17 protein-coding genes and 1 pseudogene are annotated in these 20,226 nt (G+C 63.5%); 7 read left to right on the top strand and 11 right to left on the bottom strand.

The window, feature by feature from the left end; translation table 11 throughout:
* Nucleotides 1-33: 33 nt before the first annotated feature.
* Both WN982_RS26575 and WN982_RS26570 read left to right on the top strand, forming a co-directional pair.
* A complete protein-coding gene (locus tag WN982_RS26575; protein ID WP_341318584.1) occupies nucleotides 34-1,695 on the top strand; it encodes an FAD-dependent oxidoreductase in 1,662 nt (553 codons plus the stop codon).
* A complete protein-coding gene (locus tag WN982_RS26570; RefSeq protein WP_341318583.1) occupies nucleotides 1,692-3,092 on the top strand; it encodes an ATP-binding protein in 1,401 nt (466 codons plus the stop codon). Before WN982_RS26575 ends, WN982_RS26570 begins: the two co-directional genes overlap by 4 nt.
* A 466-nt stretch (nucleotides 3,093-3,558) precedes the next feature.
* Here the strand turns inward: WN982_RS26570 and WN982_RS26565 are convergent, their stop codons facing one another.
* Nucleotides 3,559-5,181 (bottom strand): ATP-binding protein, encoded by a 1,623-nt coding sequence (locus WN982_RS26565; protein ID WP_341318582.1) that lies wholly within the window; start codon nucleotides 5,179-5,181, stop codon nucleotides 3,559-3,561.
* Between the two features lie 55 nt (nucleotides 5,182-5,236).
* Nucleotides 5,237-5,914, bottom strand: a complete 678-nt coding sequence (locus tag WN982_RS26560; protein WP_341318581.1) for an esterase — start codon at nucleotides 5,912-5,914, stop codon at nucleotides 5,237-5,239.
* A 455-nt stretch (nucleotides 5,915-6,369) separates the two neighbouring features.
* Here WN982_RS26560 and WN982_RS26555 point away from each other — a divergent pair, with 455 nt between their 5' ends.
* Nucleotides 6,370-6,600 (top strand): hypothetical protein, encoded by a 231-nt coding sequence (locus tag WN982_RS26555; RefSeq protein WP_341318580.1) that lies wholly within the window; start codon nucleotides 6,370-6,372, stop codon nucleotides 6,598-6,600.
* Between the two features lie 546 nt (nucleotides 6,601-7,146).
* Nucleotides 7,147-7,293 (top strand): annotated as a pseudogene (locus WN982_RS26550) (helix-turn-helix domain-containing protein); the annotation flags it as partial.
* A 15-nt stretch (nucleotides 7,294-7,308) separates the two neighbouring features.
* Here the strand turns inward: WN982_RS26550 and WN982_RS26545 are convergent.
* Nucleotides 7,309-8,238 (bottom strand): WYL domain-containing protein, encoded by a 930-nt coding sequence (locus tag WN982_RS26545; RefSeq protein WP_341319432.1) that lies wholly within the window; start codon nucleotides 8,236-8,238, stop codon nucleotides 7,309-7,311.
* A gap of 172 nt (nucleotides 8,239-8,410) precedes the next feature.
* On the opposite strand from WN982_RS26545, the gene WN982_RS26540 reads away from it, so the two are divergent.
* A complete protein-coding gene (locus WN982_RS26540) occupies nucleotides 8,411-9,682 on the top strand; it encodes an amino acid permease (protein ID WP_341318579.1) in 1,272 nt (423 codons plus the stop codon).
* Between the two features lie 389 nt (nucleotides 9,683-10,071).
* On the top strand, nucleotides 10,072-10,452 hold the full coding sequence (locus WN982_RS26535; protein WP_341318578.1) for a DUF2917 domain-containing protein: 381 nt from the start codon (nucleotides 10,072-10,074) through the stop codon (nucleotides 10,450-10,452).
* 190 nt (nucleotides 10,453-10,642) lie between these two features.
* Here WN982_RS26535 and pcaF read toward each other — a convergent pair whose 3' ends face one another.
* From pcaF to WN982_RS26495, 8 genes are all read right to left on the bottom strand, one after another.
* The gene (gene pcaF / locus WN982_RS26530) at nucleotides 10,643-11,845 is read right to left on the bottom strand and encodes a 3-oxoadipyl-CoA thiolase (RefSeq protein WP_341318577.1); all 1,203 of its coding nucleotides are present in this window, start codon (nucleotides 11,843-11,845) and stop codon (nucleotides 10,643-10,645) included.
* A 406-nt stretch (nucleotides 11,846-12,251) separates the two neighbouring features.
* Nucleotides 12,252-13,232: a D-erythronate dehydrogenase gene (gene denD, locus WN982_RS26525; RefSeq protein ID WP_341318576.1), complete on the bottom strand. Its 981-nt coding sequence runs from the start codon at nucleotides 13,230-13,232 to the stop codon at nucleotides 12,252-12,254.
* A complete protein-coding gene (gene otnI, locus WN982_RS26520) occupies nucleotides 13,229-14,038 on the bottom strand; it encodes a 2-oxo-tetronate isomerase (RefSeq protein ID WP_341318575.1) in 810 nt (269 codons plus the stop codon). Before otnI ends, denD begins: the two co-directional genes overlap by 4 nt.
* A gap of 75 nt (nucleotides 14,039-14,113) precedes the next feature.
* Nucleotides 14,114-15,448 (bottom strand): MFS transporter, encoded by a 1,335-nt coding sequence (locus WN982_RS26515; RefSeq protein WP_341318574.1) that lies wholly within the window; start codon nucleotides 15,446-15,448, stop codon nucleotides 14,114-14,116.
* A gap of 67 nt (nucleotides 15,449-15,515) precedes the next feature.
* Entirely contained in the window at nucleotides 15,516-16,178 is a 663-nt protein-coding gene (locus WN982_RS26510) for an aldolase (RefSeq protein WP_341318573.1), read from the bottom strand.
* Complete coding sequence (gene otnK / locus WN982_RS26505) at nucleotides 16,175-17,485, bottom strand: 3-oxo-tetronate kinase (RefSeq protein WP_341318572.1); 1,311 nt, start codon at nucleotides 17,483-17,485, stop codon at nucleotides 16,175-16,177. Before otnK ends, WN982_RS26510 begins: the two co-directional genes overlap by 4 nt.
* Nucleotides 17,486-17,500: 15 nt before the next feature.
* A complete protein-coding gene (gene ltnD / locus WN982_RS26500) occupies nucleotides 17,501-18,391 on the bottom strand; it encodes an L-threonate dehydrogenase (protein WP_341318571.1) in 891 nt (296 codons plus the stop codon).
* Between the two features lie 60 nt (nucleotides 18,392-18,451).
* Nucleotides 18,452-19,156 (bottom strand): FadR/GntR family transcriptional regulator, encoded by a 705-nt coding sequence (locus WN982_RS26495; RefSeq protein WP_341318570.1) that lies wholly within the window; start codon nucleotides 19,154-19,156, stop codon nucleotides 18,452-18,454.
* Between the two features lie 240 nt (nucleotides 19,157-19,396).
* Here WN982_RS26495 and WN982_RS26490 point away from each other — a divergent pair, with 240 nt between their 5' ends.
* Nucleotides 19,397-20,221, top strand: coding sequence for an IclR family transcriptional regulator (locus WN982_RS26490; protein WP_341318569.1), 825 nt, complete (start codon nucleotides 19,397-19,399; stop codon nucleotides 20,219-20,221).
* Nucleotides 20,222-20,226: the final 5 nt, after the last annotated feature.

Genomic DNA, 20,226 nt, shown 5'->3' with positions numbered 1-20,226 from the left:
TTGGCCGGCGCCGCTATCGAGTCCGCAATCGACATGGACAAGCCCGTCATCATCGCGGTCGACGACGACCCGGAAGTGGTTGACGCAGTCGCGCGCGACCTGCGGCTCGGATACGGCGAGCACTATCTGATCGTGCGTGCCGGATCGGGGCAGGCAGCGCTCGAAGCGGCTCATCAGCTGCGCTTGCAGAACCGCTCGGTCGCCCTGTTCCTCGTCGACCAGCGCATGCCGCAAATGAGCGGCATCGAGTTCCTCGAACAGGCGATCGCGCTGTTTCCCGAAGCCAAGCGGGTGCTGCTGACGGCGTACGCCGACACCGACGTCGCGATCCGCGCGATCAACAAGGTTCGGCTCGACTATTACCTGCTGAAGCCCTGGCATCCGCCGGAGCTCACTTTCTACCCGGTGCTCGACGATCTGCTCGAAGCCTGGCAGACCACGTGGCGTGGCACTTTCAAGGGGATCCGCCTGATCGACCATCGCTGGTCGCCGCAGGGCCACCAGTTGCGCGACTTCATGGCGCGCAACCATATTCCATACAAATGGCTGGACGTGGCGAGCGGCGGCGAGGCTGACGTCTTGCTGAGTTCGCTCGACGCCGCCGCGAGCCAGCTTCCGGTGCTGATTTTCGAGGACGGCTCTGCGCTGAGCCGCCCGACGATCGCGCAGATCGCCGACAAGGTCGGACTCGTCACCCATTCGACCACGCCCTTTTACGACATGCTGATCGTGGGCGGCGGACCGGCGGGGCTGGCGGCTGCCGTATACGGCGCGTCGGAGGGCTTGAAGTCGGCCATCATCGAGCACGAAGCGCCGGGCGGACAGGCGGGTACCAGCTCCCGCATCGAGAACTACCTCGGGTTCCCCGCCGGCGTGAGCGGCGCGGAGCTGTCGCGGCGCGCGCTCACCCAGGCGAAGCGATTCGGCGCCGAGATCATCCTGACCCAGCGGGCGGTCGGCACACGGGTGGAAGGTCCCTACAAGTTCGTCACCCTTTCCGACGGCTCGGAGGTGAGTTGCCACGCGCTCGTGGTGGCGAGCGGCGTGTCGTACCGGAAGCTCGACGCACCCGGCGTGGAGCGTCTCACCGGAGCGGGCGTTTACTACGGCGCGGCGATGACCGAAGCGGCCTGCTGCGCGAATCAGGAAATCTATGTGGTTGGCGCGAGCAATTCGGCCGGCCAGGCCGCGATGTTCCTCTGCAAGTACGCGCGCAATGTGGTGATCGTGTGCCGTGGCCCGTCGCTCAGTGCCGGGGTCTCGCGCTACCTGATCGACGAGATCGACGAGACGCCGAACGTCAGTGTGCGCCCTCATACCCTGGTGGCCAGCGTCGACGGACAAGGCCATCTATCGGAAATTGCGTTGCGCGATGTCAACACCAGCGCGATCGAAGTCGTCCCGGCCAGCGCCCTGTTCATCTGCATCGGTGCCGAGCCTTGCACCGAATGGCTCGGCAATGTCGTGGAGCGCGACGACTACGGCTTCGTGGTGACCGGGCGCGCGTTGCTCACGGACGGCAAGCGCCCGCGGGGCTGGCCGCTGGCTCGAGACCCCTTCCTGCTGGAGACGAGCGTGCCCGGCATCTTTGCAGCGGGTGACGTGCGCGCCGGCTCGATCAAGCGCGTCGCGGCAGCCGTGGGCGAAGGCTCGATCACCGTGCATCTGGTTCATCAATACCTGGCCACCTTATGATCGACCTTGCAAAACTGCGCGCAGTGCCGCCCTTCGCGGATCTGTCGGACGAACGGTTGCGGTGGCTGGGCGAACACCTGACGGAAGTCGACGTAAAAGCGGGGGAGGTTCTCGCACGTGAAGGCGAAACGAAGCCCGTCTTTTTCGTCGTGCTCGAAGGAGAGTGCCAGGCCACGAAGTTTTCCGGGGCGAAGCAGATTCCCACTAACCGGTTCATCGCGCCAAGCTTCTTTGGGGGCGCATCCCTGCTCGCGGGTACGCCTTCTCCGGGCACGGTCGCCGCCGCGACCGACGGCCACCTGGCGCTGCTTTCGGAACGCGCATTCAAGGAACTGCTGGTGGCCTCCGAGGCTTTCAGCCGGTCGATTTTCCGTAGCTCCCTCGATCGCCTCACCGCCCTGGAGGCGACCGTGCGCAACCGGGAGAAACTGGCCGCATTAGGCACCCTCGCGGCCGGGCTCGCGCATGAGCTGAACAATCCGTCGGCGGCGGTGGCGCGCACGGCGGATTGCGCGGTCGAAACACTCGCGATGCTGAAGGATGCGGCGGTCGCGCTCAGTCACAGCACCATTCCGCCGGACGCGATGAGCGCGCTCGACAGCCTCGGCGCGCGCAAGGGACCGGGGAACGGCCCCGCCGCCGACGCGCTGCGGCAGAGCGAGGCCGAGGACGCGCTTCTCGACTGGCTGGCGACGCTCGGCATCGCGAGGCCATGGCTGATGGCGCCGTGCCTCGCGCGAATCGGGATCAGGCCCGCGGACCTCGAACCGCTTGCGGCCCGCCTGAACGAGGAACAGTTTGCGGCCGGCATCCGGTGGCTCGCGGCAACCCTGGAGCTGCGTTCGCTGGTGGAGGAAACGCGGCGCGGCGCGGTGCGCATCTCCGAGATCGTCAAAGCGATGAAGTCCTACTCGTACATGGACCAGGCACCGCAGCAGGCGGTCGATCTGCACAACGGCATCGAAGATACGCTCACCATCATGCACCACCGGCTCAAGCACGGGGTCACCGTGCGCAGGGAATACGACCGCAGCCTGCCGCACCTGGTAGTGTATGGCAGCGAGCTGAACCAGGTATGGACCAACCTGATCGACAACGCCATCGACGCGATGGAGGGCAAGGGAGAGATCGTCATCCGCACTGGCCGCGACGCGAACGATGCCGTGATCGAAATCACCGACAACGGGCCCGGCATCGCGCCGGAAGTGATGCCGCACCTGTTCGAGCCGTTTTTCACGACCAAGCCGTTGGGCGAGGGCACGGGGCTGGGTCTCGACATCTCGTACCAGACGGTGGTCCAGCGGCACGGCGGGGAGATTCGCGTCGATTCGCGTCCGGGCCGTACGACGTTCCAGGTCCGCCTGCCGCTTGCGCCTCGAGGCGCGGCGAGCGAATAGAAGTGGAACGCCAGTGCGCCGGTGCCATGTTCTTCGGCGACCGCGCCCAGCGATTCAACTTCGTGCAACAGTTCGCCAACGAACCACGAAGACAGCGCAGCGCGGTGCATCGTCACGATCGCAATGACCGCAACGTCAGGGCATCGAGCGCAACGACGTATAACGGCTGTTGTTAAACTTTGACAGAGCCAAGTCCGTCCACCCAATACCGTTTGCCATGTTGATCAAGCTTGACGCCGCAGCAGCAGCCATTGCTTGCATTGAAGTACCATCAATCGGTTCACTAGATTGCGAGTTCCGCGCGGCGCCTGCCGCCAGCAGGTCCAGGAGTTTGTCCGAATGCGGAGATTCTTCCTGACGGCGAGCAACTGATTTTTCGCATCAGTGAGGGCGTCGGCCATTAGCGGCGTTAAATTGCAAGCTGCTGGCGATCAGGCTGCGTGCCCGTCCATTTCCGCACGCCCCGTCACGCATGCCCGCGAAATAACGCGCACAACCTGAACGCATCCTCCGAAAGCGGGATCTGTTTCGCGCGGCAATAGCGGGCCGTAAGTTTCAGGAGTTCCTTGATGTCGCGTCCACTCGCTTTCGGATACGCGCTCGTCAGCGCTTCGATCAGATCATCAGTGAGGTCCGCGCCGAACTGCTCCGCCAGCAGCTTCCACAGCCGCATCGCGTCCGGCTTAGGCGGCGTTTCGTACTGGATCTTTGCGATGCAGCGCGACAGGATCGCGTCGTCGACATCGTCGATGCGATTGGTCGTCATGAACAGCAGGCCATTGAAATACTCGAGCGTGCGCAGGAATTCCGCGACGATCGCGTTGTGCTCGAGATCGTTATCGCGGCGACGGATGTAGACGTCAGCCTCGTCCAGCAGCAGGATCGCGTCCCAACGCGCCGCGCGTTGCAGGATGCCGGACAGCGTCGCGCCGACCGACGCCGCCGTCGTCCCGAGTTGCCCCGAATGCACGCGGTACAGCGGCTTGCCGACCACTTCCGAATAGATCTCCGCGGTCAGCGTTTTGCCGAGTCCCGGCGCGCCCTGGCACAGGATCGTCGTGCCGCCCGACTTGCCCGGCACGAAGTCCTGCACGAACACACTCATTTTCGACGTGAGGATGTCGATCAGATCGCGATGATGATTGGGCAGGACCAGCTTGTCGCGCAGTTCGGGCTGGTATCGATACTCGGTTATGTGCTGTACATGCACCCAGATATTCCGATGCCACTCCAGATGAAACAGGCACACGTAGCAATGCAGCGGGACCTTTTCGAAACCAGTGTCCACGTTCGCGCCGCGCCAGAAATCGGCGTCGGTCGTCATTTGGAAGCGGCGTTCCAGCGTCTCTTCGTCGTTGACGCACTTCGCGCTCACGCCGTCGACGATGCGCGTTAGCTCGGCGACACCCTTCGCATCGACGGTGAAAGCCGCCTTCGAGACGACGAACTGCGCGCCAAAGCGCGGTTGAAACTTAAGGAAGCGCTGCGCGTGCCGTTCGTATTCGAGCTTGAATTCCGCGCACTCCTTGTAAAACCCGAACTCCGCCAGCAGTTCCGGGATCGTGCGGTTGACGATGTCGTGACGGTTGATCACGAGCGACGTCGTCATGCCCGAGAGGCGCATCTGATGGTCGGTCCGCTCCGAGTTGGCCGACTGCATCGTATTCGCCAGCATGTCGACGACGACGTACGGCATGCCCTGATCGGGCTCGACGTAACGCATCCGGCGCACGAGCCACGGCAGCAGCGTGCCATCCTTGGCGCGGCGGTAAAGCCAGCCATCGATCGCCTCGCGCGACAGATACGCGACGAGGCCCGGCACAAGCTGATCCAGCGACGGAATCGTGCGTGCCTGCGGTGCGTTGTAGATGTTGTCGAGCGCAAGCATCTGGAACATCAGCGCGCGCTCATTATTCGCCTTGCTCAGCGAATACAGGGTATTCAGCGACTTGGAATCGAACAGCTTGCTCGACACCAGCATTTTGCCGTGACACACACCGTGCTCATTCAGTTGTCTTGCGAGCGGCGATTCGGATTCGATCATCGCGAGCAGGGGGTGAACCAGTGATTCCGGTATTTCAAAGTCCATAAACACACTCCCATCTGATTGTCGTCCGGCAACCCGGCCGACAGCGACCTGCACGCTATTTGAGGAAGAATTGGATTGCCATGCCTACAATGACCGGCTGGATCGCATGCAAACCGTTGAATTCGATGTATTGCACGTCGTAGCCGGCCGCCTTCAGCTTTGTTGCGTTCGCGCGGCCGCTGGTCTCGATCGGCAGTTGTTCGTCGTTTAAGCCGTGCGCAATGAACACCTTCGGCGCGCCTTCCTGCGTGAAGATAGACATGAAGCCGCCGGAAAATGCGATCACGTGGCTCGCGATGTCGCCGTTCGTAATGCCGATCGACAGCGCGTAACTCGCGCCGTCAGAGAACCCGGCAAATGCCAGATGGTCGCGATCGATCCGGTAGCGGGAAGTGACCTCGATGAGCGCACGATGCAGCCGATCGAGGTCTGGGCCGCTGCCACCAACCACGATGTCCCAGGTCGGATACATCGAATGCGGCGCGAGGATCAGGAACTTGTCGCGCTCGGCGTGCTCTTCGATGAAAGGCAGAACCTTCTCCGGAAAGCCGCCCGCGCCATGGAACATCACGAAAAGCGGTACCGGCCCAAGTGCGTCGAGCCCGGTCGGCACGAACAGTACCGAGTCGCGCTCGTCAGCGATGCCTAGACGGTTGCGGCCTGGGGGCAATGGGTCTTTGGCCAGCTCAGCGGGGGTGAACGAAAGACGGCCAAACAGCGAAGGATCGAACATTGCGGAACCTGGAACGAAGGTGCGACTCGCACAGTAATAAACATTCCTACCACCATCCGACTACAAGCACGTAGCACGCAGATCCGGTATCGGGAAAGTCGGTTTCAGGCATGTCCCGATTCGGGGCGAGACGAGCTTTATCCAAAGACGCGCCGCTCGAAGGAGGCGGCGTGCACGTGTGCAAAGTCGACAATGTTCAGACCCTCCAATGCCTTGCTCATGGCGATTCCTTTCCGTAATGGGACGTTCTTGCAAGAAAATGCCTCGCACTCTGATATGTAATATATCATCAATAGTGTGTTTCGATTCACGAGCAGTGACAATCAGAAGCACACGTCAAATGCGGCCAACGTCACTGTGTTTTCTGCCTTTCCGAATCGCTGGCGACTACTGTGCACTCGAGGAGGTTCTGTCGCGGTAAGGCGATTTGGGTGAACGATAGCGATTGATGAGGATTGCTTACATCGCAGGAGTATCAGATCATCAGCAGCCTGGATCTGCCGGTTGGCTTTAACGAACCCAGCGAGCACGTGAAGGTGCTGAATCGTACGAACTGGCCTTGGACCTATGTTTTCAGGCCCGCGCTGGTCCGCAAGTGGTCACCTGAAGCGCTGATGGAAATCTTTTGCAACTCGGGGATGACCGCCTGGTCCGGCATGCGGGAATACGGCGCGCTGATACCGTAGACCACATTAAAGTTGTCACCTACGAGGTGCCGCGCGGGTGTCAACAGCGGCGTGGTGCGGGCCGTCCGGCGACGTCAAAAGAAATTCTCGGGCTAGCCATCCTATAACCGCCGCAAAACAGGTGTTCTAACGTTCGAAATGTGCGATATTTCGGCCCGAAACCGCTGTCGCGCCCTGACAGCGGTCTGCGATGCGAATTGACGGAATTATTGCGGACTGACGCGAAGGGACGCCTTTATTTCGTTCGGAGTGGAAATGAAATTGTCACTTCGACGGCACGAATCCCTGGTGCCACTGGGAATCTGGAGTGACCGGAATAATGCGGTCTACGCCAGTACCGCTCACGAGAACAGCGGCAGGGATTCGATAGTAAGCCAATGGAGCCGACGCGCCAACATCGGCGCACTCGTCCGCGCAGTGGAACTCACGCCAGTCGAACCGAGCCGCCGATTCAGATCCGACAGTGCCCTGCATGCAGACGGACTATCTTGCATTACCGCCAATGCCAGTTCAAGCCGATCGAGCAATTCCGCCCCCCACGAAAACCCGCGCGACGAGCGCGCGCGCATTGTCGAGGCGCTCACGCGCCATCAATGGCGGCCGAACGCCGCCGCACAGGCTTTGGGTATCTCGCGCGCGACCTTGTACCGGCGCATTGCGAAGCTCGGCATCGTGGGACCGCATCGCGGCTGATGCGGTTCTACTGCGTCATGCGTTAAGCGTTGCAATACGCCGCGCGAGGCGCCGCAGCCGTTCGCGCAATTCGCGCGGCTCCAGCACTTCGACATGCGCACCGAGACTCAGCAACTGTTCGGCCGCGTAGTCGATCTTCTCCACCGGCAGCGTAACGTCCAGCCAGCCCGCTTTCGATGACGGCTCGCTGCGCGCCTGCTCGAGCGCAGCGGCGCCGAGGCGCACTAGCCGTTTCATCCCTTCCGGCGTAACGCGCAACTTGGCGGTGCCGGTCAGCAAGCCCTTTTCGAAACGCGCCACCGAAGCCGTCCACTCCGCGCGCAAATCGAAATCCGCGGGACGTTCGAACAATTCGTCCAGCACGGTCAGTTGCGTAATGGCTGCGACCTTGTACGTGCGCGTTTGCGTGCGCGCGCGCGCGACCAGATACCAATCACCGCCTTTGAGCACGAGACCAAGCGGATCGCGAATGCGCTGGCCGTCGGCGTCCCAGCTTTCGTAATGCATCGACACGCGCTTTTGCTCCCACACGGCGCTCGCCAGCAGCGGTAAATGCGGCAGCGCGGCCGGCCGCCGATACCAGTCGACGGTATCGACATGCAGACGCGAGCCGATCGGCGACGCGTCCGGCGCGGCATCGGGCAGCGCGCTCACCAGCTTCAACTGCGCAGCGTGCAACTGTTCGGACAAACCGAGGTCGGACGCGGCGCCGGTCAAACCCGCAATCGACAGCGTTTCGGCCTCGGCCCTGGTCATGCCGGTCAGACGCGCGCGATAGCCGTCGAGCAACGCGAAGCCGCCACCGGGGCCGCGGTCGGCATAGACCGGCACGCCCGCCGCACCCAACTGCTCGACGTCGCGATAGACGGTGCGGATCGAGACCTCGAACTCGTCGGCGAGCGCCTGCGCAGTCACACGGCCTCTCACCTGTAGCAATAAGAGCATCGACACCAGCCGGCTCGTGCGCAATTTCGTTCCTCGGCAAAATATCCTGACATAGGTTGTCAGCTATTGAGGATTATAAAGGTGGCTGGCAGCGATCCCTGGCTGCGTCATCGAGCGGAGTTCAAGCAATGACCGTATTCATATTTCAACGCACCCTTCAGGAGCCGCACGCATGAGCGCGACATCCCCGGGCGGCCGTTTGACTGTCATACAAGGCGCGGCGCTCTATGTCGGCGCGGTGCTCGGCACCGGCGTCATCGCACTGCCCGCACTGGCGGCCGAAGCCGCGGGGCCCGCGTCGCTGCTGGCCTGGCTCGCGCTCGTGATGCTCTCGGTGCCGCTTGCGGCCACCTTTGCCGCGCTCGGCGCGCGCTATCCGGACGCCGGCGGCGTCTCCACCTATGTGCGCAACGCGTTCGGGCCGCGCGCCGCAGCTGTCGTCGGCTGGTGTTTTTACTTCGCGGTGCCGGCGGGTTCGCCGGCCGCGGCGATGTTCGGCGGAGCCTACGTGGCGTCGGCGCTCGGCGGCGGCCAGTCCACCGTGCTCGTCACCGCAGCGGCCCTGATCGGCGTCGTGACGGCGGCCAACCTGTTCGGCGTGACCGTGTCAGGACGCCTGCAACTGGTGCTGGCCGCGCTGCTCGTCGCCTTGCTGCTGGCCGCGGTGGCCGCCTCGGCGCCGCACGCCCGGCTCGCCAATCTGCATCCGTTCGCCCCGCATGGCTGGCTCGCGATCGTGCCCGCTGCCGCGCTGCTGGTGTGGAGCTTCGCCGGCTGGGAAGCGATCACCCACCTAGCCGGCGAATTCCGCCGCCCGGCGCGCGATCTGCCGATTGCCGCGGGCATCGCGGTGGTGGTGGTCGGCATGCTGTACATGGCGATCGCGGCCTCGAGCGTGATGGTGCTCGGGCCGGCTGCAGGCACGTCGAGCGCGCCGCTTGCTGAACTGCTGGCTTTGGGGCTCGGCGGCAAGGTGCAGATTCTGGCAGCCGCCGCCGCGTTGCTTCTGACGCTCGGCACGATGAACGCGTATTTCGCAGGCGCGGCTAAACTCGGCGCCGCGCTTGGCCGCGACGGCGCGCTGCCTGCGTGGCTCGCCGCCGGCAGCCGAGCGGGTGACGTGCCGCGGCGCAGTCTCGGCGTGGTCGCAGGACTCTCGGTGCTGGCGCTGGGATGTGTGGCGTTGACAGGCGTCGGTCCACGGCCCCTGGTACTGCTGACAACGGGCTCGTTCGTCACCGTCTACGCGCTCGGCACCGCCGCTGCTTTGCGTCTGCTGCCGCGCGGCAGTTGGGCGCAGCGCTGCGCGCGAGTTGCGCTGGTCGCGGTGGTGGGACTGTGTGTGGCGACCGGGTGGTATCTGCTGTGGCCGCTGGTGATGACGGCCTGCGCGTTGGCGTATTTGCGCGTGCGAACGACGGTGATGGTGGATAGCGGCGCTTAACGCACATAAGAGATGAGTCGAGCGTTGGCCAGCTGATTGCAAGCGCTATGCATGGCGAAGCGCGCTTGCCGCACAGATTCGCTTGAACGGCGCCGCCGGCACGGCGCGCTGAAGCGGCGCACATTACGGTCTTCCCGCTTGAATCTATTGCGATTTTTTTATTGACAAGACCTGCGGCAAAACGGCACACTCATTCTCATGTTGACGCACACCTTCACCGTCCACGCGGTTAAAAACCCAACGCGAGCCATCATCGGCTGGCCTTCGGGAGCGTGTGCGCGTTAGCAGTCTGAATCTGCAAAACAAGACCCCCAAGGCCCCGCCGGTAACGGAAGGGGCCTTTTGTTTTGTGGGCGCCTCCGTCCGCCGGCTCGATGACGGAGAGCAAGATGGATCAGGCAAGCCCGCAGTGCATGGATGACGACTCAAGCCGGTACGCGTACCAGCACGATGAACGTCTCCCGAAGGTGGTGGTGCATTTTTCCGTGATGCCCGGCGCGACGCTGACATGGCGTGTCGATGCCGACAGCGCGCTCTGTGTGCAAGATGCCCGCGTATGGCTCACACGCGTCAGTTCCCCATACGATCATTGGCTCCAACCTGGCAGCGAGTTTCGCCTGCAACGCGGCGAACGCGTGTGGCTCAGCACGGATGGCGAGATTGCCGCGCGCGTCTCGTTGAGCTGCGCGTTGCCCGCGCGCCGTGGTCGGGTCAGCCGCTTGCTGGCGCGGCTGGCAGGGCTGAACCTGGGTCCACCGGCGCCGCGTTAGCATGACATGCTGCGATGTGACGCGATGCCCGAAACTTCGCCAGTAGAAAAGCAAACACCCCTGCATTGAGGGGTGTTTGGAGGTGTTAGCCGATCAGACACGCGGGCTTCGATGAACCCAGCTGTCTGACCGCTAGCACGGCGGCTCGCGTCCGACGACGCATCCGCCTTCGCTACACAGAGCTAGCGCTTCACACGCGTTCGATAGCGATCGCAATACCCTGGCCTACGCCGATACACATCGTGCACAGAGCAAAGCGGCCTTGCGTGCGTTGCAGTTGATACATGGCCGTCGTCACCAGACGTGCGCCGCTCATGCCGAGCGGGTGACCGAGCGCGATCGCGCCGCCGTTCGGGTTCACGCGCGCGTCGTCGTCCGCGACACCTAGCGCGCGCAGCACGGCAAGCCCTTGCGATGCGAATGCTTCGTTCAATTCGATCACGTCGAACTGGTCGATGGTCATGTTCAGACGCGCCATCAGCTTTTGCGTGGCGGGCGCCGGGCCGATGCCCATCACGCGCGGCGCGACGCCGGCCGTTGCGATACCCAGCACGCGCGCACGCGGCGTGAGGCCGAAGCGCCTGGCGGTGGCTTCGTTGGCGAGCAGCAGCGCAGCGGCGCCGTCGTTCACACCCGATGCGTTACCGGCGGTCACCGTGCCGTCCGCGCGCACCACGCCCTTCAGTTTGGCGAGCGTTTCAAGGCTGGTTTCGCGCGGGTGTTCGTCTTGTGAAACGGTGATCGGATCGCCCTTCTTCTGCGCAATCGTCACGCCGACGATTTCCTGCGCGAGCGTGCCGTCGCGTTGCGCGCGGGCCGCCTTCTGCTGACTGCGCAGCGCAAATGCATCCTGATCGGCACGGCTGACGTTGTAGTCGGTCGCGACGTTTTCACCGGTTTCCGGCATCGAATCGACACCGTAGAGTTGCTTCATCAACGGGTTGACGAAACGCCAGCCGATCGTCGTGTCGAAGATATCGGCCTGGCGCGAAAACGCGCTGGTTGCTTTGCCCATCACGAACGGCGCGCGACTCATGCTTTCGACACCACCGGCCACCATCAGCGCGGCCTCACCCGATTTGATCGCACGCGCGGCGATCCCGACCGCGTCCATGCCCGACCCGCACAGGCGGTTCACCGTCGAGCCCGGCACGCCTTGCGGCAAACCGGCCAGCAACAGCGACATGCGCGCGACGTTGCGGTTGTCTTCGCCGGCCTGGTTCGCGCAGCCGTAGATCACGTCGTCGATCGCGTTCCAGTCGACGTCCTTGTTGCGCTCCATCAGCGCTTTGAGCGGCACTGCACCCAGGTCGTCGGCGCGAACCGACGACAGCGAACCCGCATAGCGGCCGATCGGGGTGCGAATGGCGTCGCACAGGAATGCTTCGGTCATGTGATGTCTCCAGTTGGTGTGCTGCGTGCGCTGCTACCGGCTAGCGGCGCCGGCCGCTTGCGCATGGCGCGGGCTGGATGCGCAAAGGCATCGACCCAGGCGAGCGCAACGAAAAACGGCTGCATGGCGGCCGTCACGTCAGATCAGCTTAGCGCAGGATGATGAATCATGGGCTCGACATCGCGGCCATTTGTTCTTTACACGAACAATAGGTCATATATCGAACATTAAGACTCGATAATAGGCGTGTGGCGGAAACCGTGTCAAGCAAAGCGACGCCAGTACCAGGGAATACGTGCAGCCTTGCAGCCTGCGCAAAGCATCAGACAAATGGCGCGCTCGTGCCGCTCGAATCAGCATGGCGGCCCGTGGAGGACCACCGGCACGAGGCTTGGGGAGTATTTTCTCAGCGGACCTGAACCCGCTCGTCTTCGATATAGCCGCGAATCACATCGGCGAAACTGCGGTCGCCGCTCAGGCCGAGCCGCTCGGCACGCGACGTATCCCACCGCCCCGGCCAGCTGCCGACAATCTTCTCCACGCGCGCGTCCGGTTGCCAGACGATCCGCCTGGCAACCTCGTCGCCGGCGACCTCGCGCAGTGCCGCGACCATCTCGTCGACAGTCACCGAAATCCCCGGCAGATTCAGCACCCGCTGGTGGCCGAGCGCGGCTGCATCGATTTCCAGCCCGGCGATCAGGCTTTCGATCGCCTTGCGCGGCGACAGCAGCCACAAGCGCGTCGCGCCCGCTACCGGGCACACCGCCGCTTCGCCGTTCAATGGCTCGCGAACGATGCCGCTCGCAAACGACGACGCCGCCGCATTCGGCTTGCCCGGCCGCACGCTGATAGTGGGCAGCCGCAGCACGCGGCCGTCGACGAAACCACGCCGCGCGTAATCGTTGAGCAGGAGTTCGGCGATCGCCTTCTGCGCGCCATACGACGATTGCGGATTCAACGCGGTGTCGTTCCGCACGACCTCGGGCAGATCGCCGCCGTAAACCGCCACCGAACTCGTGAACAGCACACGTGGTTTGTGTCCGCGCTGCCGGCACGTTTCGAGCAGCAAACGCGACGCGTCCAGATTGATGCGCATGCCGAGATCGAAATCCGACTCCGCCTGGCCGCTGACGATCGCGGCCAGATGGAAAATCGCCGAGGTCTTAGCGTCGATCACGCTTTCGAGCACGCGCGGCTCCGCGATGTCGCCCACTTCCGTGCGCACACGGCTGTCGCCGAAATCGCTCGCGCGCACCACGTCGAGCAGCACCAGTTCGGTAATGGCTTGCGGCTTGCCGTCCGCGCCCTTCAATGAACCGCGCGCCAGCAGTTCGCGCGCGAGACGCTGGCCGAGAAAACCCGCGCCGCCGGTAATCAGTACTTTCATGATGTCGTTCGTTCCTCTTGGCGAGCGTTGTGCAGATACGGTTTCATCCAGCCCAAGCCTGCCGAGGTGCCCGCACGCGGCCGGTATTCGCAACCGATGTAGCCGTCATAGCCGAGCGTGTCGATCAGGTCGAACAGATACGGGTAATTCAATTCACCGACGTCCGGTTCATGGCGCTCAGGCACGCCCGCGATCTGAATGTGGCCGATGCCCGCCATATCGCGCTTGAGTTTCACCGCGAGATCGCCCTCGACGATCTGGCAGTGATAGCAATCGAACTGCACCTTGAGATTCGGCGCAGCCACTTCCGCGCAAATCGCCTGCGCGTCGTCCTGGCGGTTGAGAAAGAAGCCGGGGATATCGCGCGTGTTGATCGGCTCGATCACGACGGTGATGCCTTCAGCTTGCGCGGCCTTCGCGGCATACGCGAGATTCTTCAGATACACCTCGCGATGCTGCGCGCGCGGCTGATCCGCGCCGATCAAACCCGCCATCACATGCAGCGTGCGGTTTCCCAGCACGCGCGCGTAATCGAGCGCGGTTTCGACACTGCGATGGAACTCATCTTCGCGGCCCGGCAGAGAGGCAATACCGCGTTCGCCCGCGGCCCAGTCGCCGGGCGGAGCGTTAAAGAGCGCCTGGGTCAGACCGTTGCCGTCGAGCCGCGCCTTGATATCCGCGGCGGGGAAATCGTACGGAAACAGAAACTCGACCGCTTTGAAGCCGTCTTTTGCCGCGGCGGCAAAACGGTCGAGGAAAGCGTGCTCGTTGTACATCATCGTCAGGTTGGCGGCGAAGCGAGGCATGGCAGCAACTCCTTGAAAACAGTTGAATCAGCGCGCGGCAACCGCCATAAACGGCGCACGGCGCGCGACATCGGTTTAGCGATTGACCAGCCTGGCCGGCGTCAGCCACGTGGCAATCGCGCCGATCACCAGCATGCCGGCCAGCACATACATGCCGGTCTGCGTGCTATGCGTGAGATCCTTCAGATAGCCGATCATGTAGGGGCTCGCGAAACCCGCGAGATTGCCGATCGAATTGATGATCGCAATGCCGGCAGCAGCGGTCGCGCCCGACATGAACGCAGTCGGCAGCGACCAGAACAGCGGCGCGCAGGTCAGCACGCCCGCCGCCGCCAGCGAGAGAAACGCGATCGACACCACCGTATTGTCCGCAAACGAAGCGGCCACCGTAAAGCCGATCGCGCCGAACAGCGCCGGCACGATCAGATGCCAGCGGCGCTCGCGGCGCTTGTCCGCGCTATGGCCCATCAGGTTCATCACGACGATCGCGCACAGGAACGGAATCGCGCTCAGCAAGCCGATTTCGAATGCGCCGCTCACACCGGTCGATTTGACGAGCGTCGGCATCCAGAACGTCAAGCCGTATTGCCCGGTGACGAACGCAAAATAGATCAGCGACATCCACCAGGTGCGCGGATCGCGGAACACCGCGCCGAGCGAGTGCGCCTGCGCTTTTTGTTGCGGCTGCGCGGCGGCGATTTCATCGGTGAGCAAACGCTTTTCACGCTCGCTCAGCCACTTCGCACTGGAGATGCCGTTGTCGAGATACAGGATCGTCGCGATGCCGATCGCAATCGCGGGGATCGCCTCGATCAGGAACATCCATTGCCAGCCCGCGAAACCCGAGTTGTTATGGAACGACTGCATGATCCAGCCCGACAGCGGATTGCCGAAAATCCCCGATACCGGGATCGCCGACATGAACACAGCGATGATCTTCGCGCGCCGATGCGACGGAAACCAGTATGTCAGATACAGAATCACGCCGGGATAGAAACCGGCTTCGGCCAGCCCCAGCATGAAGCGCAAGATGTAGAACTGCATCGGCGTCTTGACGAACACGAACAGCGCGGACAGCAGGCCCCACGTGATCATGATCCGCGCGATCCAGATACGCGCGCCGAGCTTGTGCATCAGAATGTTGCTCGGCAACTCGAACAGGAAGTAGCCGATAAAGAACACGCCGGCGCCGAGGCCGAACACCGTTTCGCTGAACGCGAGGTCTTGCGACATTTGCAGCTTCGCGAAACCGACATTCACGCGGTCCAGATACGCAACCACGTAGCACAGCATCAGAAACGGCACGATGCGCCAGAACACTTTCTTATAGGTGCGTTCGACTTCAGCAGCGCCAGGTTGTCCCGCAGCCGCTGCAATGGGGCGGCTCGATGCCGTCTGATAGGAACTCATGCATTGTCTCCTTCTATGGATAGTCTGATGCGCCGCGTGGGGCGCCTGGCTTTGTGTACGTCGGGTTCTACCAGCGCGCGCCGAACACGGTGCGCAGTTCTTCGAGTGCTGCCTCGTCGAGCGGCGCGGGCCGCGGGTTCGTCATCAGCCACAGGCGCGCGGTCTCTTCGAGTTCTTCGAGCACATATGACGCCTGCGCGACCGAGCGCTCCCACACCACCGGGCCGAGGCGCTCGAGCAAAACAGCGCGAACGGTATCGGCGAGCGCGGCGATCTGCCCGGCTACGTGTGGATCGCCCGGACGCTTGTAACGAATCAAGGGGACGTGTCCCACTTTCATCACGTAGTACGGGGTGATCGGCGGCAACACGTCCTGGTCGCTCCAGACGCCGGCTAGCGTCAGCGCGACCAGATGGGTCGAGTGCGTGTGGACGATGCCGCGAGCTTCGCCGTTGCGCGCATAGATGCCGCGATGCAGCGCCAGCGTCTTCGAGGGCTTGCCGCCGGATACCGCGTTGCCGGCCAGATCGACTTTGGCGATGTCGGCGGGGTCGAGCCGGCCCAGGCACGCATCGGTCGGCGTGATCAGCCAGCCGTCGTCGAGACGCGCGCTGATGTTGCCGGCGGTGCCCACGGTGTAGCCGCGCTGATAGAGACTCGCGCCGGTCACGCAGATTTCTTCACGAACCTTGGCCTCGTTCGTCGTATGGAGTGCGGGCGTGCCGGTCATTGCGCCGCTCCATCGAGATGGCGCAGCGCCTTTTCGAAGAAGTCGGTCGTACCGAAGTTGCCGGATTTCAGCGCCAGTGCGAGCGGTTCGCCGCCGGTCGTCGCGGTGGCCGGCACGCCGGGATCGATTTGCGCGCCGATGCGCAGCGTGTGCACGTCGAGTGCCTGCACCACCGCGCCCGAGGTTTCGCCGCCCGCCACCACGAACTTGCGTACGCCGTGCTCGCGCAGGCCGCGTGCGATCGACGCCAAAGTCGTTTCGACCAGATGCCCCGCTTCGTTGACACCGAGTTCGCGCTGCACGGCCTTGACTTCGTCGGGCGTGGCAGTGGCGTAGATCAGCACTGGTTGATCTTTACCGAAGTGCTCCTGGGCGAACGCCAATGCCTGCTCGACCACCGGCTCACCGCGCGCAACCGCCAGCGGATCGATGCGGAACGAAGACCGCGTTTCGCGCCACGCCGCCACTTGCGCGTTGGTCGCTTTGGATGCGCTGCCGGCCAGTACGACCGACAATCCTTCGACTCGAGGCAACTGCGCGGCGTCGGTTTGCTCCGCGAGCAATCCTGCACGGCGGAAATTGCCGGGCAAACCTAGCGCGACACCGGAGCCGCCCGTGACGAGCGCGAAATCGGTACATGCCTCGCCGAGTACGTAAAGGTCCGCGTCCGACACCGCATCGGCAATCGCCATCCGCACGCCGTCGTTACGCAAAGCATCGAACGCTTCGCGTACAGCGGAAACGCCTTTGGCAACGGCGTCATAACGCACCAGGCCGACTTTCGACCCGGTCTGCCGTTGCAGCACACGTACGAGGTTGGCATCGCGCATCGGCGTGAGCGGATGGTTTTCCATGCCGGACTCGTTGAGCAAGGTATCGCCGACGAACAGATGACCGCGATAGATCGTGCGGCCATTCTCAGGAAACGCCGGGCAGGCGATCGTCAAGGCCGTTGCTTCCGTGTCCGGCGACAACGCATCGAGCAACGCATCCGTTACCTGACCGATGTTGCCCGCATCGGTCGAATCGAACGTCGAGCAGTATTTGAAGAAGAACTGGCGGCATCCTTGCGCGCGCAACCAGTCGAGTGCTGCGAGCGATTGCGCGACCGCGTCGGCAGCGGGAATCGTGCGCGATTTCAGCGCGACGACCAGCGCGTCGGCCTCGATGACTTCGTTCGACGCGGGTACGCCGATGGTCTGCACGGTGCGCATGCCGCCGCGCACCAGCATGTTGGCGAGATCGGTGGCGCCGGTGAAATCGTCGGCGATACAGCCGAGCAGCGCGCGTCTTGACGGGGTGGTCATAGCGGGCTCCAGCGCTTATTTCGCCGCCGGCACGTCGATGCCGGGGAAAATCTTGATCACCGCGGAATCGTCCTCACCACCGTGACCGGCAGAGGACGCCATCATGAACATCTGATGCGCCGCTGCCGAGAGCGGCAAAGGAAACTTCGAACGGCGCGCGGTATCGAGCACGAGGCCGAGATCCTTCACGAAAATATCGACCGCCGACAGCGGCGTGTAATCGCCGTTCAGAATGTGCGGTACGCGGTTCTCGAACATCCACGAATTGCCCGCGCTATGCGTGATGACCTCGTACAGCGCATCGGCATCCACGCCTTCGCGCAAACCGAGCGCCATCGCCTCGGCGGCCACCGCGATATGCACGCCGGCCAGCAACTGATTGATGATCTTCACTTTCGACCCGGCGCCGTGCGCCGAACCGAGGCGATACACCTTGCCGGCCATCGCGGCCAGCACGTCCTCGCACGCGGCATAGGCCGCATCGGGGCCGGACGTCATCATCGTCATTTCACCGGATGCGGCGCGCGCCGCGCCACCCGACACAGGCGCATCGAGCATCTGCAAACCGGCCGACTCGATCCGCTTGCCAAGTTCGATCGCGAAGTCCGGCGCGACTGTCGCGCTGGCGATCACCACACTGCCCTTCTTCATTGCAGCGACCGCGCCTTGTGCACCGAACAGCACCGCTTCGGTCTGCGCGGCATTGACGACCAGCGTGACGACCACTTCGCATTGCGCCCCGAGTTCCGCAGGCGAGGCGCAACCCACGCCCCCTTCCGCGACGAACGCTTGCAGGACCTGGCTGCGCAGATCGCACGCATGAACCCGAAAACCCGCGCGCAACAACGAGCGCGCGACACCCAGGCCCATTGCACCAAGACCGATGACACCGACATTTCTGGACATGTTTGACCTTTGAGAATTCGTGAGCGGCGGGCGCCCCAATGGCGCCCAACCCGGCCCAGCTCAGCAAATACCCGCTTCCGCGAGCCGCCGTGCCGCGTTGTACATATGCGTGCGCGCCGCATTGCGCGCCGCCATCGGATCGCCCGCGCGAATCGCGGCGGCGATGGCCGCATGCTCTTCACGCACCTGACGGGAGAAGTCCTCGCGCAGCGCTTCGTTGCGCCGTGTCACCAGGGTGCCCGCTTCGAGGTACTGATTCAGGAATGTGAGCGTTTTGAGGAAATACGGATTGCCGGTGGCCGCAGCGATTGCGCGATGGAACGCGACGTCCTCGGCGACGCCGTCCTCGCCTTCGGCCACCGCTTCGTCGATCTTCGCGAGCGCGATATCGATCGACACCATGTCGGCGTCGCTGCGGCGCATGGCGGCTTCCGATGCGACTTCCGCTTCGATCGCCCGCCGCAGCGCGAGGATTTGCAGCACCGAACCGGCCTCAACGGCTTCCGCGTAATCGATGCGCAACGGCCGGATCGCGCCGTGCGCGGCGACGAACACGCCGCTGCCCTGGCGCGGCTCGACCACGCCTTCGTTCTTCAGCCGCGAGATCGCCTCGCGGATCACCGTGCGGCTCACGCCGAACTGCTGCGCCAGCACGGCCTCGGTCGGCAGCTTGCCGCCGCGCTTGAAGGTGCCTTTGTCGATCTGCTTGAGAAGCTGCTGCGCGACCGTGTCGCTCAGTGCCCGGGCAGGAATCTTGTCGAACATCGATTGCCTCGATTGATCATGTTATCTGGTCATCATACAAATTTTGAATCCAGACTGCATCCATGCAAACCCTGGGCTATCGATCCAAAAACCTGCGAGGTTGGCGAAAAGGAAGGCTTAAGCTATCGTCACGGCTTTCCGCGACATCGCGCCGCCCCGCTTTTGTCCCGGTCGTGCCTCGGTTGTCTCGCTTGTCCGCGACCGGCATACGCCCTCTTCGAACGCTTTTAGCAAAGGCCCATGAGCAAAGTCCTGCCGCCGTCTTCCGCCGTTCCCGTCAGCGCCGAACCGGCCCCGGACAAACCGGGCGATTCGTATGTGCAGTCGTTCGCGCGCGGCCTCGCGGTGATTCGCGCGTTCGACGCCACGCGCCCCGAACAGACACTGACCGACGTCGCCGCCGCCGCCGGCCTCACGCGCGCGGGCGCGCGCCGCATCCTGTTGACCTTGCAGACGCTCGGCTACGTGGAGGCCGAAGGCCGCCTGTTTCGTCTCACGCCGAAGATTCTCGATCTCGGCTTCGCGTATCTGACCTCGATGCCGTTCTGGAACCTCGCCGAGCCGGTGATGGAAGAACTGTCGGCGCAGGTGCACGAGAGCTGCTCGGCGGCCGTGCTCGATCGCACCGAGATCGTTTATGTGCTGCGCGTGCCGACCCACAAGATCATGACGATCAATCTGTCGATCGGCAGCCGCTTGCCGGCGTATTGCACGTCAATGGGCCGCGTGCTGCTCGCCGCACTCGACGACGAAGCGCTCGACGCGACCCTGAGTTCGGCGCCGCTCTACGCGCACACGCCGCGCACGGTCACCGACAAGGAAGAGCTGAAAAAACTGATCGCACAGGTGCGCCGTCAGGGCTGGGCGATCGTCGATCAGGAACTGGAAGGCGGTCTGATTTCGCTGTCCGCACCGATTCGCAACCGCCAGGGGCGCGTGATCGCGGCGATGAATATCAGCGGCAACGCTCAGCGCAATTCGGCCAGGCAGATGGTGAAGGCGTTTCTGGAACCGTTGCAGCGGGCGGCGCAGACGGTGTCGGAGATGGTGGCGCGACGCGGCTAGTTTGA

The sequence above is a fragment of the Paraburkholderia sp. IMGN_8 genome (genome assembly GCF_038050405.1).
Taxonomy (GTDB): Bacteria; Pseudomonadota; Gammaproteobacteria; order Burkholderiales; family Burkholderiaceae; genus Paraburkholderia.
Note: the sequence above shows the minus strand (reverse complement) of the source record. Positions and strands in the feature narration are given on the sequence as shown.

Bases quoted from the DNA above. Each gene is read 5' to 3' on its own strand.
- denD (WP_341318576.1), bottom strand. From the start codon at position 13,232: ATGAAAGTACTGATTACCGGCGGCGCGGGTTTTCTCGGCCAGCGTCTC.
- ltnD (WP_341318571.1), bottom strand. From the start codon at position 18,391: ATGTCCAGAAATGTCGGTGTCATCGGTCTTGGTGCAATGGGCCTGGGT.
- WN982_RS26545 (WP_341319432.1), bottom strand. From the start codon at position 8,238: ATGCTCTTATTGCTACAGGTGAGAGGCCGTGTGACTGCGCAGGCGCTC.
- WN982_RS26490 (WP_341318569.1), top strand. From the start codon at position 19,397: ATGAGCAAAGTCCTGCCGCCGTCTTCCGCCGTTCCCGTCAGCGCCGAA.
- WN982_RS26570 (WP_341318583.1), top strand. From the start codon at position 1,692: ATGATCGACCTTGCAAAACTGCGCGCAGTGCCGCCCTTCGCGGATCTG.
- otnI (WP_341318575.1), bottom strand. From the start codon at position 14,038: ATGCCTCGCTTCGCCGCCAACCTGACGATGATGTACAACGAGCACGCT.
- pcaF (WP_341318577.1), bottom strand. From the start codon at position 11,845: ATGACCGAAGCATTCCTGTGCGACGCCATTCGCACCCCGATCGGCCGC.
- otnK (WP_341318572.1), bottom strand. From the start codon at position 17,485: ATGACCACCCCGTCAAGACGCGCGCTGCTCGGCTGTATCGCCGACGAT.
- WN982_RS26535 (WP_341318578.1), top strand. From the start codon at position 10,072: ATGGATCAGGCAAGCCCGCAGTGCATGGATGACGACTCAAGCCGGTAC.
- WN982_RS26495 (WP_341318570.1), bottom strand. From the start codon at position 19,156: ATGTTCGACAAGATTCCTGCCCGGGCACTGAGCGACACGGTCGCGCAG.
- WN982_RS26510 (WP_341318573.1), bottom strand. From the start codon at position 16,178: ATGACCGGCACGCCCGCACTCCATACGACGAACGAGGCCAAGGTTCGT.
- WN982_RS26575 (WP_341318584.1), top strand. From the start codon at position 34: ATGGACAAGCCCGTCATCATCGCGGTCGACGACGACCCGGAAGTGGTT.
- WN982_RS26540 (WP_341318579.1), top strand. From the start codon at position 8,411: ATGAGCGCGACATCCCCGGGCGGCCGTTTGACTGTCATACAAGGCGCG.
- WN982_RS26560 (WP_341318581.1), bottom strand. From the start codon at position 5,914: ATGTTCGATCCTTCGCTGTTTGGCCGTCTTTCGTTCACCCCCGCTGAG.
- WN982_RS26565 (WP_341318582.1), bottom strand. From the start codon at position 5,181: ATGGACTTTGAAATACCGGAATCACTGGTTCACCCCCTGCTCGCGATG.
- WN982_RS26515 (WP_341318574.1), bottom strand. From the start codon at position 15,448: ATGAGTTCCTATCAGACGGCATCGAGCCGCCCCATTGCAGCGGCTGCG.